Annotated in this window: 10 protein-coding genes; 7 read left to right on the top strand and 3 right to left on the bottom strand. The window is 48.4% G+C overall.

What is annotated here, in order from left to right:
- The first annotated feature begins 20 nt into the window (after positions 1-20).
- The 3 genes from fusA to ACQ5ES_RS06660 all read left to right on the top strand — a co-directional run bounded on the left by fusA (position 21) and on the right by ACQ5ES_RS06660 (position 4,340).
- Positions 21-2,144 (top strand): elongation factor G, encoded by a 2,124-nt coding sequence (fusA, locus tag ACQ5ES_RS06670; protein ID WP_445015152.1) that lies wholly within the window; start codon positions 21-23, stop codon positions 2,142-2,144.
- A gap of 59 nt (positions 2,145-2,203) precedes the next feature.
- Positions 2,204-3,388: an elongation factor Tu gene (gene tuf, locus ACQ5ES_RS06665; protein ID WP_445015151.1), complete on the top strand. Its 1,185-nt coding sequence runs from the start codon at positions 2,204-2,206 to the stop codon at positions 3,386-3,388.
- A gap of 160 nt (positions 3,389-3,548) precedes the next feature.
- A complete protein-coding gene (locus ACQ5ES_RS06660) occupies positions 3,549-4,340 on the top strand; it encodes a transporter substrate-binding domain-containing protein (protein WP_445015150.1) in 792 nt (263 codons plus the stop codon).
- Here the strand turns inward: ACQ5ES_RS06660 and glsA are convergent.
- Both glsA and uvrA read right to left on the bottom strand, forming a co-directional pair.
- Positions 4,320-5,276, bottom strand: a complete 957-nt coding sequence (gene glsA, locus ACQ5ES_RS06655; protein ID WP_445015149.1) for a glutaminase A — start codon at positions 5,274-5,276, stop codon at positions 4,320-4,322. The two genes, ACQ5ES_RS06660 and glsA, sit on opposite strands and share 21 nt — an antisense overlap.
- 4 nt (positions 5,277-5,280) lie before the next feature.
- Complete coding sequence (uvrA, locus tag ACQ5ES_RS06650) at positions 5,281-8,106, bottom strand: excinuclease ABC subunit UvrA (protein ID WP_445015416.1); 2,826 nt, start codon at positions 8,104-8,106, stop codon at positions 5,281-5,283.
- 107 nt (positions 8,107-8,213) lie between these two features.
- Between uvrA and ACQ5ES_RS06645 the strand changes: the two genes are divergently transcribed.
- The 4 genes from ACQ5ES_RS06645 (at position 8,214) to ACQ5ES_RS06630 (ending at position 13,610) form a co-directional block, all read left to right on the top strand.
- The gene (locus ACQ5ES_RS06645; RefSeq protein ID WP_445015148.1) at positions 8,214-9,596 is read left to right on the top strand and encodes an MFS transporter; all 1,383 of its coding nucleotides are present in this window, start codon (positions 8,214-8,216) and stop codon (positions 9,594-9,596) included.
- A gap of 18 nt (positions 9,597-9,614) precedes the next feature.
- Positions 9,615-10,169, top strand: a complete 555-nt coding sequence (gene ssb / locus ACQ5ES_RS06640; RefSeq protein WP_445015147.1) for a single-stranded DNA-binding protein — start codon at positions 9,615-9,617, stop codon at positions 10,167-10,169.
- An 85-nt stretch (positions 10,170-10,254) separates the two neighbouring features.
- Positions 10,255-11,178, top strand: a complete 924-nt coding sequence (locus tag ACQ5ES_RS06635) for a type 2 periplasmic-binding domain-containing protein (RefSeq protein WP_445015146.1) — start codon at positions 10,255-10,257, stop codon at positions 11,176-11,178.
- Between the two features lie 29 nt (positions 11,179-11,207).
- Positions 11,208-13,610: a putative bifunctional diguanylate cyclase/phosphodiesterase gene (locus ACQ5ES_RS06630; RefSeq protein ID WP_445015145.1), complete on the top strand. Its 2,403-nt coding sequence runs from the start codon at positions 11,208-11,210 to the stop codon at positions 13,608-13,610.
- A gap of 33 nt (positions 13,611-13,643) precedes the next feature.
- On the opposite strand, the gene ACQ5ES_RS06625 is transcribed toward ACQ5ES_RS06630, so the two are convergent.
- Entirely contained in the window at positions 13,644-14,876 is a 1,233-nt protein-coding gene (locus tag ACQ5ES_RS06625) for an adenosine deaminase family protein (protein WP_445015144.1), read from the bottom strand.
- Positions 14,877-14,960: the final 84 nt, after the last annotated feature.

The raw sequence follows: 14,960 nt of genomic DNA, 5'->3' as shown, positions 1-14,960 counted from the left end.
GTTAACCTAAAGAGGAATTTATGGCCCGTAAAACTTCGATTGAGCGCTACCGTAATATTGGTATCTGTGCTCACGTAGACGCAGGTAAAACAACCACAACAGAACGTGTGTTGTTCTACACCGGTCTATCTCACAAAATTGGTGAGGTACATGACGGTGCAGCAACCACTGACTGGATGGAACAGGAACAAGAGCGCGGTATTACAATTACCTCAGCTGCAGTAACCTGTTTCTGGCGTGGTATGGATGCGCAGTTCCCAGAACACCGTGTCAACATCATCGACACCCCAGGACACGTTGACTTCACGATTGAAGTTGAACGTTCTTTGCGTGTACTCGATGGTGCTGTTGTGGTTCTGTGTGCCTCTTCAGGTGTGCAGCCGCAAACAGAAACTGTTTGGCGTCAAGCTAATAAATATGAAGTACCACGTATGGTCTTCGTCAACAAGATGGACCGCGCTGGCGCGGACTTCTTGCGCGTAGTTAAACAGATTAAATCTCGTTTAAACGCGACTCCAGTGCCAATTCATTTGGCCATCGGTGCTGAAGATCACTTCAAAGGCGTCGTCGACTTGATCAAAATGAAAGCGATCAACTGGAACGAAGAAGATTCTGGTATGACCTTTACTTACGATCCGATCCCAGAAGATTTGGTTGATGAAGCAGAGCAGTATCACAGCGAGTTAGTAGAAGCAGCAGCTGAAGCCAACGAAGAGCTGATGAACAAATACCTTGAAGAAGGTGATTTGAGCGAAGCTGAAATCAAACAAGGTTTGCGTGAGCGTACCTTGAACAACGAAATCGTTCTCTGCTTGTGTGGTTCTGCCTTTAAGAACAAAGGTGTACAAGCTGTACTTGACGCAGTTATCGAGTACTTGCCGGCACCAACAGAAGTTAAAGCGATTCGTGGTATTTTGGATGATGAATCTGAAGGCGTACGTAAGTCTGATGATGCTGAACCATTTTCAGCATTGGCATTCAAAATCGCTACTGACCCGTTTGTCGGTACCTTAACGTTCTTGCGCGTCTATTCGGGCGTCGTGAAACAAGGCGACACGGTTTATAACCCGGTTAAGAGTAAGCGAGAGCGTATCGGGCGTATGGTTCAGATGCATGCTAACGATCGTCAGGAGATCAAAGAGATCTTGGCGGGTGACATCGCTGCAGCTATCGGTCTGAAAGACGTAACTACCGGTGACACCTTGTGTGACCCGAACAACATTATTACGCTTGAGCGGATGGAATTCCCTGAGCCGGTAATCTCTGTTGCTGTAGAACCACGAACTAAAGCTGACCAAGAAAAAATGGGTATTGCTTTAGGTAAGTTGGCTGCAGAAGATCCGTCTTTCCGGGTTAAAACTGACGAAGAGTCAGGTCAAACGATTATTTCTGGTATGGGTGAACTTCACCTGGACATCATCGTTGACCGTATGAAGCGTGAGTTTAAAGTTGAATGTAACGTAGGTAAACCTCAGGTTGCTTACCGTGAAACTATCCGTCAAGCAGTGGAAGTTGAAGGTAAGTTCGTACGTCAATCAGGTGGTCGTGGTCAATTTGGTCACGTTTGGTTGAAACTTGAACCTATGGAATTCGACGCTTCTGACGACGAGACCGCTAACTACGAATTTGTTAACCAAATCGTAGGTGGTGTGGTACCGAAGGAATACATTCCTGCGGTAGACAAAGGTATCCAAGAGCAAATGCAAAATGGTGTGCTTGCTGGTTACCCTGTACTTGGCGTTAAAGCAACGTTGTATGATGGTTCATACCACGATGTTGACTCATCAGAAATGGCATTTAAAATCGCGGGTAGCATGGCGTTCAAGAAAGGCGCATTGCAAGCTCATCCAGCGGTTCTTGAGCCGATGATGAAAGTTGAAGTTGTTACTCCTGAAGATTTCATGGGTGACGTAGTTGGTGACTTGAACCGTCGTCGCGGAATCATCGAAGGCATGGAAGATGCTCCAGGTGATTTGAAAGAAGTACGCGCGCAAGTTCCATTATCAGAAATGTTCGGTTACGCTACTGACCTGCGTTCGCAGACTCAGGGCCGTGCATCTTATGCAATGGAATTCTTGAAGTACGCTGAAGCACCAAACAACATTGCTGAGCAGGTTATTGCTGCTCGTCAAACTAAAGATTAAGTAGAGTCTGGTCCGGTTCTCTAAGGGACCGGACTTTTAACTTAAGTTAAGGAAAAGTCATGTCAAAAGAAAAATTTGAACGTTCGAAACCGCATGTGAACGTCGGTACAATCGGCCACGTTGACCATGGTAAAACTACTCTGACTGCTGCCATTACAACAGTATTGGCAAAAACTTACGGTGGCGCCGCGAAAGACTTTGCAGCCATCGATAACGCGCCAGAAGAGAAAGCGCGTGGTATCACCATCTCAACGTCACACGTTGAGTATGATACGCCAGTGCGTCACTACGCACACGTTGACTGCCCAGGACACGCTGACTATGTGAAAAACATGATCACCGGTGCTGCGCAGATGGACGGCGCGATCTTGGTTGTAGCAGCGACCGATGGGCCAATGCCACAAACACGTGAGCACATCTTGTTGTCACGTCAAGTAGGCGTTCCATTCATCGTAGTCTTCATGAACAAATGTGACATGGTAGACGACGAAGAGCTGTTAGAGCTGGTTGAGATGGAAGTTCGTGAACTTCTTTCAGAATACGATTTCCCAGGTGACGACTTGCCAGTGATCCAAGGTTCAGCGCTGAAAGCGTTGGAAGGCGAAGAGCAGTGGGAAGCGAAGATCATCGAACTGGCAGAAGCGCTGGATTCTTACATTCCAGAGCCAGAGCGTGATATCGATAAGCCGTTCATCATGCCAATCGAAGACGTATTCTCAATCTCAGGCCGTGGTACGGTAGTCACCGGTCGTGTAGAGCGTGGTATCGTTCGCACGGGTGACGAAGTTGAAATCGTAGGTATCAAAGACACCACGAAGACTATCGTAACGGGTGTTGAGATGTTCCGTAAGTTGCTTGACGAAGGTCGTGCAGGTGAGAACATCGGCGCGTTGTTGCGTGGTACTAAGCGTGACGAAATCCAACGTGGTCAGGTATTGGCGAAGCCAGGTTCAATCACTCCGCACACCAAGTTCGAAGCGGAAGTTTACGTATTGAACAAAGAAGAAGGTGGCCGTCATACGCCATTCTTCAAAGGCTACCGTCCACAGTTCTACTTCCGTACCACTGACGTAACTGGTGCAGTACAGTTGCCAGAAGGCGTAGAAATGGTCATGCCAGGCGACAACCTGAAGTTTGTTGTTGAGCTGATCCACCCAATCGCGATGGACGAAGGTTTACGCTTCGCAATCCGTGAAGGTGGCCGTACAGTCGGCGCCGGCGTAGTATCGAAAATCATCGATTAATACGCTGGGTAGCCCGTAGTTTTACTACGGGTCCAGTTTGAAAAGGGAGCTTCGGCTCCCTTTTTTAATGGGCAAAGCAAAGAGCGCTGTTTTTTGCAGGCTTGACATTCGTCAGGCTGCGAAGGAAGATAATTCCAACTTAAGACATGCTGAGACCGCTTTGCGCCAGACCCTTTTCTGCTTCATTATTGTTGTTGCCAGTATCAGTGCTGCTAGCCGTGCCGCGGAACGCGTGGTGGTAGCCGCGTACGATTTTCCACCTTATTTCTCTGCCTATCAAGAGCAACACATCGTTGGTGACCTGTTACAGGCCCTCAATCGCCGTCAGAGCAACTATAACTTCATACTCGAGGATGTACCTTCCAAAGCTCGTTTCCGTGCTCTTAGCGAGCTTGGATGCTGCCAGATGATTCTTTTTGAATCGCCTAAATGGGGTTGGCCACAGCAACTTCCGTCGGTGACTTCGGGTGCCGTCCTGGTGCTGGGGGCCGAACGCTTGGTCACAGTGAAGAAAAAAAATCGGGATCAAAGATTTTTTAAGCGCGACGATTTACGGTTTGGCGGGTTGACCGGTTATCACTATCCATTTTTAGAAAATCGTACCGATCAAGGATTCTTGGAAGATCGCTACAACGTTTATTTATCGTTAAGTCACGAGGTTAACATTAAGATGTTGCTGAATGGCCGATTAGACGTAGTAATGCTGCACGACGAATATCTGCACCAGCTACGGGACCAACCATGGTTCGGAAAGTTGTTGTTGAAACACGAACCGTATGACACTTATGATTTGCGAGCCTTAGTAAATCCAGCTAAAGGTTTTACCATGGAAGAATGGCAGGCAGTACTACAACCGCTGATTGATGATGGCACCTTTGCTAAAATTCTTGGTAACTATGGCCTACCCTGGCCTCCAGAACCACTAGATGTTCTAGTAGACACTCAGGCCTAGTTGGTTAGCTAGGTTGCGAATCATCGCCATGCTTCGGGCTGAATTACCATAACTATTTAACGGCGGTGACCACGCAGCAATTACCCCATAGTCAGGTACGATGGCGACAATTCCACCGCCAACACCGCTTTTTGCTGGCAGTCCCACGGTAAAAGCAAACTCACCAGATTGATCGTACATACCGCTGGTACTTAGCAAGGCATTGATGCGCTGCGCGTTACGGTGGGGGGTGATCTGCTTGCCGCTGCGTGGGCATTGTCCGCGGTTTGCCAGGAAAGCCAGACTTCGCGCAAGATCTTCGGTGCTCATGGTAAGTGCACATTGCCAGAAGTAATGGTCGAGAACCTCTTCGACATCCGCTTCGATATTACCAAAGCTTTTCATCAGGTAGGCCAGCGCGGCATTACGTGAGCCATGCTCGCGTTCGGATTCATGTACGCGGGTGTCGGCGCTAACCGCATCGCTATTGCAAAGTCCACGGACCATGCTAAGTACGGCTGACTTACTTGCGGAGTAATGACTGACCAAGACATCACTAACGAGTATGGCGCCGGCGTTGATCATCGGGTTACGCGGAATACCGCGTTCCCACTCGAGCTGTACTATAGAGTTGAAGGGCTGGCCCGAGGGTTCCATTTGTACACGTTCCCACAAACTTTCTCCAGTGCGCTCCATAGCCAGCATCAAACCAAAGATCTTAGAAATCGACTGAATCGAAAATGCGGTATTGGCGTCACCGACCGAGGTAACTTTACCATCGAGGGTAGCGACGGTCAGTGCACAGTAGTCCGGCTTTACTTCCGCAAGTACCGGAATATAATTCGCGACTTTACCGTCAGTCACACTCAATGCTTGCTGCAAAATCTTTTGCAGCAAGGGTTTTAGGTTGTCAGGGGCATGTATTGACTGCCCGCCGCTAATCACATCATTGGTCATACAATCACTTTAACATAGGAGCCAGAAAGCGCGCAGTGTGTGAGCGGTCACTCGAGATGATTTTCTCTGGTGCGCCCTCGGTGAGGATTTCACCACCGCCGGCACCGCCTTCGGGGCCAAGGTCGACGATCCAATCAGCGGTTTTTACGACATCCAAATTGTGCTCAATAATCACCACGGTGTTGCCATGGTCACGCAACCGATGCAGCACGGTAAGCAGCTGCTGAATATCATGGAAATGCAGACCTGTGGTTGGTTCGTCAAGAATATAAAGGGTCTTACCCGTGTCGCGCTTCGATAGCTCGCGGGAAAGTTTCACCCGTTGAGCTTCCCCTCCCGACAAGGTAGTTGCTGATTGGCCTAAACGAACGTAACTGAGGCCAACATCCATTAACGTTTGTAGTTTGCGAGCTATCGCCGGTACTGGGGCAAAAAAATCATGAGCATCTTCAATGGTCATATCTAACACTTCGTGAATACTTTTGCCTTTGTACTTAATTTCCAAAGTCTCGCGGTTATAGCGTTTGCCTTTACAAATATCACAAGGGACATAAACGTCGGGTAAAAAGTGCATTTCGACTTTAATAACACCATCACCCTGACATGCTTCACAACGTCCGCCGCGCACGTTAAAACTGAAGCGACCAGGTTTGTAGCCGCGCGAACGTGCCTCTTCAGTACCCGAAAATAACTCGCGAACTGGAGTAAATATACCGGTGTAAGTCGCCGGATTAGAGCGTGGTGTGCGGCCAATCGGACTTTGATCGATATCAACCACTTTATCGAGGTATTGCATACCGTCGATGGCGCTGTATGGCGCCGGTTCGATTGCCGTGGCCTTGTTCAGATCACGATGGGCAATACGGAACAAGGTATCGTTGATAAGCGTCGATTTACCTGAACCCGATACGCCGGTTACACACGACATTAAGCCAATCGGCAACTTCAGCGTGACATCTTTTAAGTTGTTGCCACTGGCTCCGCTGAGCGTAAGCCATTTATCACCAGGCTGATGACGCTGTGCTGGAATTGCAATTTCTTTCCGCCCAGATAAGTAATCTGCGGTTAGCGAGCGCTCACTTGCGAGAATATCATCAATACCGCCCTGGGCGACTATTTCACCACCGTGAACACCGGCACCCGGGCCAATGTCGATGATATGATCAGCTGAACGGATAGCATCTTCGTCATGCTCCACGACTATGACTGTGTTACCTAGGTCGCGTAAGCGGGTCAGGGTACTTAACAGACGTTCATTATCACGCTGGTGAAGGCCGATTGAAGGCTCATCAAGCACATACATGACGCCAACAAGCCCGGCACCGATTTGGCTGGCCAAGCGAATACGCTGGGCTTCACCGCCCGATAGGGTGTCGGCGCTACGTGACAGACTTAAATAATTAAGCCCGACGTTGACGAGAAATCCCAGCCGGTCATTGATCTCTTTTAAAATCTTTTCCGCAATTTGTGCGCGTTGACCATCCAGCTGCAGGCCTTCGAAAAAATCCAGCGCCGCACCAATCGATTGATCCACCACTTCAGGTAATGTGGTGTCATTCACAAATACATTACGTGCTTCTTGACGTAACCGAGCGCCACCGCAAGTTTTACAGGGTTGTGAAGCAAGGTATTTCGCTAATTCTTCGCGCACCGCAGTTGAATCGGTTTCGCGGTAGCGGCGTTGCATGTTGGGAATGATGCCTTCAAAAGCGTGCTTACGGACAACCCGATCGCCGCGGTCATTCATGTAAGTAAACTGAATCTCTTCACGACCACTGCCAGATAAAATGACGTGACGGTGTTCTTCACTTAAAGCGTTAAACGGCTGATTGAGATCAAAGCCATAATGTTTGGCCAGCGATTGCAGCATTTGATAGTAGTAGAAGTTGCGCTTATCCCAACCACGGATAGCACCGCCGGTGAGACTTAACTCATCATTATTGATGACCCGTTGTGGGTCAAAAAACTGCTCGATACCTAAACCATCACATGAGGGACATGCGCCCGCAGGGTTGTTAAAGGAAAACAAACGGGGCTCAAGTTCTTGCATGCTGTAACCGCACTGCGGGCAGGCAAAGTTGGCTGAGAAAATCATTGCCTGCAATTTTGAATCTGCATCAAGTGGCGCAACGATTGCAGTACCGCCACTGAGTTCAAGCGCGGTTTCAAACGATTCGGCGAGGCGCAGCTCAAGCCCTACACGAACTTTGATACGATCAACGACAACTTCTATCGTGTGCTTTTTTTGTAGTTCAAGTTTGGGTGGATCACTGAGGTCACATAGCTCGCCATCAATGCGGGCGCGGATGAATCCTTGAGCCGCAAGATTCTCGAGAACTTTATTATGCTCGCCTTTACGATCTTGGATTATTGGCGCCAGGATCATGAGCTTCTCGCCTTCCGGTAACTGCAGTACCTGATCGACCATTTGCGATACGGTCTGTGCCGCAAGCGGTTGGTGATGGGTTGGACAACGCGGTTCGCCTACGCGGGCGTACATCAAGCGTAAATAGTCGTAGATTTCGGTAATGGTACCGACGGTCGAACGTGGGTTGTGCGACGTTGATTTTTGTTCAATGGATATCGCGGGTGACAAACCCTCAATACTATCGACGTCGGGTTTTTCCATCAGTGATAAAAACTGTCGTGCATACGCTGAAAGTGATTCGACGTAGCGACGTTGCCCTTCTGCGTAGAGCGTGTCGAACGCCAACGAGGATTTTCCGGACCCTGAGAGGCCGGTGATCACGATAAGCTTATCGCGAGGGATCGTCAGCTGCAGATTTTTTAGGTTATGGGTGCGTGCGCCGCGTACTTCAATAAAGTCCATAGTTGTAACCTGTAACTCCGTTGGCGAAAATGAATCGAGCATTATCGCACAGTGACCACCTTCTGGTACAATCACCAGCGAATTTTTCTAGCAAAGCCGAGAGATAAATGCCTAAGTTTTCGAACGATCAACGTCTTACTGCCGTAGAACGCCGTGCTTCGGGTGCTCTAGCTGCCGTTTTTGGATTACGGATGTTGGGTCTGTTTCTGATCATGCCGGTGATGGCAATTTATGGGAAAAATTACCCGGATTACACGCCATTGTTGATTGGTCTGGCGATTGGCGCCTATGGTTTGACGCAAGCATTACTGCAAATTCCTATGGGCATGCTCTCGGATCGTATTGGTCGGCGACCGGTGATTATCGGTGGCCTGGTGGTCTTTATTATCGGTAGCTTGGTCGCCGCTTATGCGGAAACCTTGACCGGGGTAGTGATCGGCCGAGCAATGCAAGGTATGGGAGCTATTGCCGCGGCTATACTCGCACTTGCAGCGGATATTACCCGTGATTCACAGCGACCTAAAGTAATGGCTATGATCGGTATGTGTATCGGTCTTTCGTTCGCCTTGGCACTGATTCTTGGGCCCTTACTCGGACAGTATATCGGCCTATCTGGATTATTTCTTTTCACGGCAATTACTGCGGTGTTCGGCCTGTTGGTGTTTGCCTTTGCCGTGCCCAAAGTTGAGATACGCGCGGCGCGCGGGGACCTCCTCCCGAACTTGGCAGAGCTAGGACAAATTGCGAAGCATCCGCAGCTGGCCCGATTAAATGGTGGGGTTTTCATTCTGCACTGCCTGTTGACGGCATTTTTCGTCGTCGTACCAACGCAATTAGTGGCTGGTGGGTTGGCGAGTGAGCAACATGCATGGTTGTATCTTCCTACACTTTTCGCGTCATTCATTTTTATGATCCCGATGCTTATTTGGGCCGAAAAGCGACGCCAACAACCACTATTTTTTCGTATCGCGATTCTATTACTGATAACCGCGGTAGTCATTATCGGATGGGCGCAAGGAAGTTGGCTGATTTTTAGTATCGCTATCATCCTATTTTTTACCGGCTTCAATTTTTTGGAAGCGACACTACCTTCTAGTTTGACTCGTTTTGCGCCGGCGGGGCGTAAGGGCAGCGCTAGTGGTGTCTACGCTACAGCTCAGTTCGCTGGAGCTTTTGTTGGCGGTCTAGCCGGGGGCGCGTTACTGCAAGTTTATGGTTTGAGCGGCGTTGTTTGGTTTAGTGTTATCTTGCTAGTATGTTGGTTTGTGATCTCTTTCGGCATGCAAGCGCCGCCGCGATGGCAGAACGTTAGCTTTAAATTACGCGCGCTGGGTAATGATGAAATTCAACAGCTTGCTGATAGTCTGGCTGGTGCCGAAGGGGTGGAAGAAGTTCGAATTGTGACTACTGAGCAAACCGCCTATTTAAAAGTTCACAAAACCGATTACAATGAACAAGCGATTACGGCACTAGTAGCGTCGTACCAATAGACAAGATAGGAGCAGGGCATGGCCAGTCGTGGTATTAATAAAGTTATCCTTATCGGCAATTTAGGCGCCGATCCAGAAATTCGTTACACGCAAAATAATACAGCGATTGCCAACCTGTCGATTGCCACCAGTGAAACATGGAAAGATAAGCAAACTGGCGAACCGCGCGAGCAAACTGAATGGCACCGTTGTGTTGCTTATCGTCGATTAGCCGAGATTGCCGGTGAATATTTGAAAAAAGGCTCAAAAGTTTACGTTGAAGGTCGCTTGCAAACGCGTAAGTGGCAAGGTCAGGATGGGGTAGAACGTTATACCACTGAAATCGTAATGAATGAGATGCAGATGCTCGATGGGCGCCCGGGTAGTGGTCAAGGTGGCGGCTATCAAAGCCAAGGCCAAAGTGAGAATCAAGGGCAAAACCAAAATCAGGGCGGGCAAAGTGGCAAGTTTCAGCAGGGTGGGCAGCAACAGCGACAACCAGCGCCACAGCAGTCGCAGCAACGTCCAACGCAGCAACCTGAACCAGAACCTTTTGTACCAGACCAAGAGTTCGACGACGATATTCCATTTTAAATGATATAAAGCTCGAAAACGAAAGCGTTATTTCCTAAACTGTTAAACCATATGCGTATAATTTTTTAGGGTTAGCGCTTTCGTAATGAGATTTCTACTAGCTAGTTTACTCGCTGCTTTTCTTATTGGGTGCAACCCCCCGCAGGACGATGTGGTCATTGTCGGTAGCTCGTGGATGGGCGCAATGCCAATCTATACCATAGCCGCGACAGATCCGCAGGCGCTTCCTGATGGCTTAAAGACCATTATGCTGGTTTCCGACAATAGTGTGATACACATGCTCGGAATCGAAACTGTGGGTGGCGCCTTCGTTACTTTAGATAATGCTTTAAGTGTGAATACTTTCACCGGAGGAGATTATTGCGTTGCGATGGTACTTGACCGTTCTGTGGGCGCGGATGCGGTAATCGTAAGCGATAGCTGGGACTGGCAGGCCGGTGAAACACTTTCCGTCGGTTTGGAGGAGAGTACCGTCGCTCGTTATATGTTGTCACGCTGGCTTCTGGACGCACAGATTCCTAAAGAAGCTGTCACCACACAAGTTTTGTTGCCGACCCAACATATCGAAGCTTTTACTAGCGGTAAAATTGACGCGATTGTGACCTACCAACCCTTTATCGAACACTTACGCAACGTGGGCGGAAAAGTGATTTTCGATTCCGCTGTGACGAATATTTCGGTAGTAGATGTTCTCATTCTTCGTAAAGCGGTCTGGTCAGCCGCCGCACCGTTAGTTGAAGAACTTAAAGAGCGGGTATGGCCACAAGCCTTAAAACGTTTACAGCAACGCGACGAACCATTTTGGCAAGGACTGAAAACCTTGACGGGCATCTCCGGCAAGGATCTTGAGCGAGCGCTTGCAGGGGTTGAATTCGTACACTTGTCAGGCCAAGAAGCTGCGCTGGACCAATTGTTTGCTAGTGATATCCCGGCAGTATCCAACTATCTCGTTGCGAGTGGTATGCAAGACTCTGTGGCGCCCCTATCAAGGTGTGGGGGAGAGCGGTGAAACGGCTAGTCTGGTGGAGCAGACTATCAGTGCAATTGACAGTGCCGATAGTAATCGCAATGTTTGCGCTTGCAGCAGGTTTAATTTACTTGCTTATCAATGCTCAACAAGATAGTGCGTTTCGCGCTGCACGACTTGATTTATTGAGTAGCCTGACTATCGCACAAAGCTCCTTTAATCGAATGTATACCGCGAGTCGAGAAGTGGCTGTTCCTGAGCTCATTAGTGAAATGCATGTCCATTCGCGTGTTGCCAATGCCGCTATTATTGATACTCAGGGTAAAGCGATTGCCAGCTATGAACCTCATCGTGTTAGCGGGGAGCTGCACCGATTTTTGCGGTGTATGGATAGCAAAATTCTGAAGCAAGCAGCAGATAGCGGGAAAACGCTTATTGCATTTCACTCTGATCACAACCATTTCGTTGCAATTGCTCCTATCATTGAAAGTATTGATACTCTGCAAAGAACACAGCGCAATTTGCTGGTGGTCGAATATCGTCATTCTGCGGATTGGTACCATTTAGAAAGTTTGCCATGGTTACCCCTTGGCATATTGTTGATTCTGTTTGCCAGTGTAGGTTTCTTTTTGTGGTGGGCGTTGCAACGATTTGTGGCAAAACCGGCACAGCAACTGGCTTACGCTGTGACTCAATTTGGCGCCGGCGAATCTCAGCTTATCCCTTTACCGACACGGTTACCTAACGAGTTCGGATTCCTTGCTCAGCGCTTAACGTTAGCCGTGCGGGAAAGAAAGAACCGCGATGCGCAGTTACGCAAGCTTTCAGCAGCCGTTGAGCAAGCCAGTGAGAGCATTATGATTACCGACCTCGATGGTAATATTGAATATGTGAATCCGGCTTTCGAACGTACGACCGGCTATAGCGCTGCGGAAGTAAAGGGAGAAAACCCGCGTATACTTGCCTCTGGCCGCACGCCTGATGAAGAGTACGAACAACTCTGGCAGCAAGTTTCCAACGGGAAAACATGGCAGGGTGAGCTTTACAACCGAACCAAAGATGGGGTCGAATTTCGCGAGTGGGCTACTATTTCACCGCTTCGAGATGAGACAGGTAAAATAACGCATTACTTAGCCAGTAAAGTGAACATTACTCAACGAGTTGAAGCTGAAGCAAAAGTTGAATATCTGGCTTACTATGATGCGTTGACCGAGTTACCAAATCGAATCAGCTGCATACAGCACCTCGGGCAACGTTTGCAGCAACACCCAACGGACAGTTTTGCCGCGGTTGTACTACTTGACCTCGATGGTCTGCAACGGATTAATGATGTGCGCGGGTTTGAATTTGGCGATGAAATTTTAAAAACGGTGGCAAATCGACTTCGCGGATTACAGGCAAACGAAAACGATACCTTCATTGCCAATTTGGGGGGAGATCTGTTTGCTTTGTTATTACCTGCAAAAGCAGAGACGCACGAGACGGTTTTGGCCGACACGCAATTCTTAGTGAAACTCATACTCTCTGAAGTTGGGCAATCAATTCTGATTCACGGTGAACGGGTTTCAGTGACGGCCAGTGCTGGTATCGTGATTTATCAACAAAATGCGGAATCTGCAGATGCCATTATCCGTCATGCTGAAACTGCAGTGCACACAGCAAAAGACGAGGGTGGAAATCAGACCGCTGTTTATGATGTGTCCTACAGTACGGAACTTGAAAAGCGCTATGAAATTGAGCGTGAACTGCGTTTAGCCCTGAGTGAAGGCGGCTTAGAACTTTATTTGCAGCCTAAAGTGACGTCGGCAGGAGGATTGCTTGGCGCTGAAGTGCTGATCCGTTGGCACCACCCAAAGCGTGGTACCATTTCACCAGTAGACTTTATTTCGGTTGCCGAACAAACGGATCTTATCGTCGACCTTGGGAAGTGGATTGTGCACGAAGCTTTATTGCAGCTTAAGCGGCTTCCAGATCCGCTCACACTGGCCATCAATATTAGCCCACGGCAGTTTCGTAAGTTTGATTTTGTTTACTTTATCGAGTATGAACTGGAGCAAAGTGGAGCAGATCCCACGCGGTTGATTCTCGAGGTGACGGAAAATCTGTTGGTCGAAGATATTCTGGATATCGTCAGTAAAATGGAGGCTTTGCAGGAGAGCGGAGTACAGTTTTCCATAGATGACTTTGGTACTGGATATTCGTCTTTGTCTTATTTACAGCGCCTGCCACTACAAGAGCTGAAAATTGATAAAAGCTTTGTACAAGCGATTGGTGATCATGAGCAACAAGCCATCATTGACTCGATCGTTGCTATCGCGCGTAACCTTAAACTACGTGTTGTGGCGGAAGGCGTGGAGACTCAGGCGCAAGTGGACTACCTGGCGCAACAGGATGCTGACATTGTGTTGCAAGGATTCAAATTCGACAAACCTTTAGCTATCGATAAGTTTCATCATAAATATTGTCAGGACTAGCGGAATTACCGTTTTAAACTAGCGGTAATTCCGCTAGTCGTTGACATTATGTTCGTCTGCTACTTTGTCGAAATACTGCAAGGCGTGCTTGGCATAAGCTCGTTTTTTCAGGTAGTCGCCAGGGAAAAAGTTCTTTTTAAAGCCGTAAGCAACGATATCTTTCAAGCGTTTCAACGGGATGTCGGCAGTTTGTAGAGCAAGCTCATATTCGCGGGTGACCGTGGTGCGAGATACTAGCCGATTATCGGTGCAAATGACTGTCGCCAGACGATGGGCGTACATGTGTTTGAAATTATGGTTGCGCACCTCACCGATGGTCGGATTGGTCTGCAAATTACTGGTTATACAGACTTCCACAGCAATGCGACGGTCGGCAATGAAAGATGCCAACTGACTCGCGTAAGCTTCTTTATCTGTAATGTTTTTATCCTGAATCATTTCTGGCGAAAATAACGAGTAGCCATGGCCTAAACGGTCGGCGTAGCATTGGGTAAGTGCTTCAAAGATGCTTTCAGCGCCGTAAGCTTCACCTGCATGCACAGTCTTTAATAAAAAGTTCTGATGCGCATACTCATAGACCTCTTTGAATTCGTGAGCAGGGTAACCCATTTCTTGTCCCGCGATATCGAGACCAACAATTGGCAAGCCTTCTTCATCACGTAAACGAATACTGGCGCGAATCATTTCCATGGCCGCAATTTTAATGACATGCTTGGGCTGATGATCGCGTAAAGTTTGGAACAATTGGGTGTAGTAAGGAGAAAATCCTTTTTTGCCGAACATACGCATTGCACAGTTAATAATGCCGTAATCGAAAGGTGGTTTATCTCCGTTACGCACCGCTGGTTGGTTGTTGTACTCGTCTTTCGCTCGCTTAAGACCTGCGTTAGTGGAGTGCATGACGCGGTCGAAATCAATACCGCGACTGGGGTCCATCATAAGCTGTGGCGCGAAGCGGACTTCAATATAGATAACGCCTTCGGCGAGGTTGTCCATCGCTAGCTCATAGGCCGCTTGTTCCAAGTTTTCCATATCCCGGAGCACTGCGCAGGTGTATTGGAAGCCGTTCAAGTATTCGCCAAGGTTATTGTAACTCTCCTTAAACACCTGTTCGTAGAGACCTTCTACAGTATATGACGGTAACTCAACGTTACTGCGCTTGGCCATTTCGATAAGGCCATCCGGCCGCAAACTGCCATCAAGGTGTAAGTGCAGATCTGCCTTTGGCATAGCTTTTAAAAACGCTTCGGTGTAACGCTGTGTCATAACGACTCCCTCTATGAATTTGCACGATTATAGCAAAATTGGCCTTTGCATTCAGCGCCTAAACTCAGTATAACCCTGAAATAC

The sequence above is a fragment of the Pseudidiomarina xizangensis genome (genome assembly GCF_052541995.1).
Note: the sequence above shows the minus strand (reverse complement) of the source record. Positions and strands in the feature narration are given on the sequence as shown.

What these genes read in the sequence shown, in the direction of transcription:
- ACQ5ES_RS06635 (WP_445015146.1), top strand. Translation starts at nt 10,255, where the DNA reads ATGAGATTTCTACTAGCTAGTTTACTCGCTGCTTTTCTTATTGGGTGC.
- ACQ5ES_RS06625 (WP_445015144.1), bottom strand. Translation starts at nt 14,876, where the DNA reads ATGACACAGCGTTACACCGAAGCGTTTTTAAAAGCTATGCCAAAGGCA.
- tuf (WP_445015151.1), top strand. Translation starts at nt 2,204, where the DNA reads ATGTCAAAAGAAAAATTTGAACGTTCGAAACCGCATGTGAACGTCGGT.
- uvrA (WP_445015416.1), bottom strand. Translation starts at nt 8,106, where the DNA reads ATGGACTTTATTGAAGTACGCGGCGCACGCACCCATAACCTAAAAAAT.
- glsA (WP_445015149.1), bottom strand. Translation starts at nt 5,276, where the DNA reads ATGACCAATGATGTGATTAGCGGCGGGCAGTCAATACATGCCCCTGAC.
- fusA (WP_445015152.1), top strand. Translation starts at nt 21, where the DNA reads ATGGCCCGTAAAACTTCGATTGAGCGCTACCGTAATATTGGTATCTGT.
- ACQ5ES_RS06645 (WP_445015148.1), top strand. Translation starts at nt 8,214, where the DNA reads ATGCCTAAGTTTTCGAACGATCAACGTCTTACTGCCGTAGAACGCCGT.
- ssb (WP_445015147.1), top strand. Translation starts at nt 9,615, where the DNA reads ATGGCCAGTCGTGGTATTAATAAAGTTATCCTTATCGGCAATTTAGGC.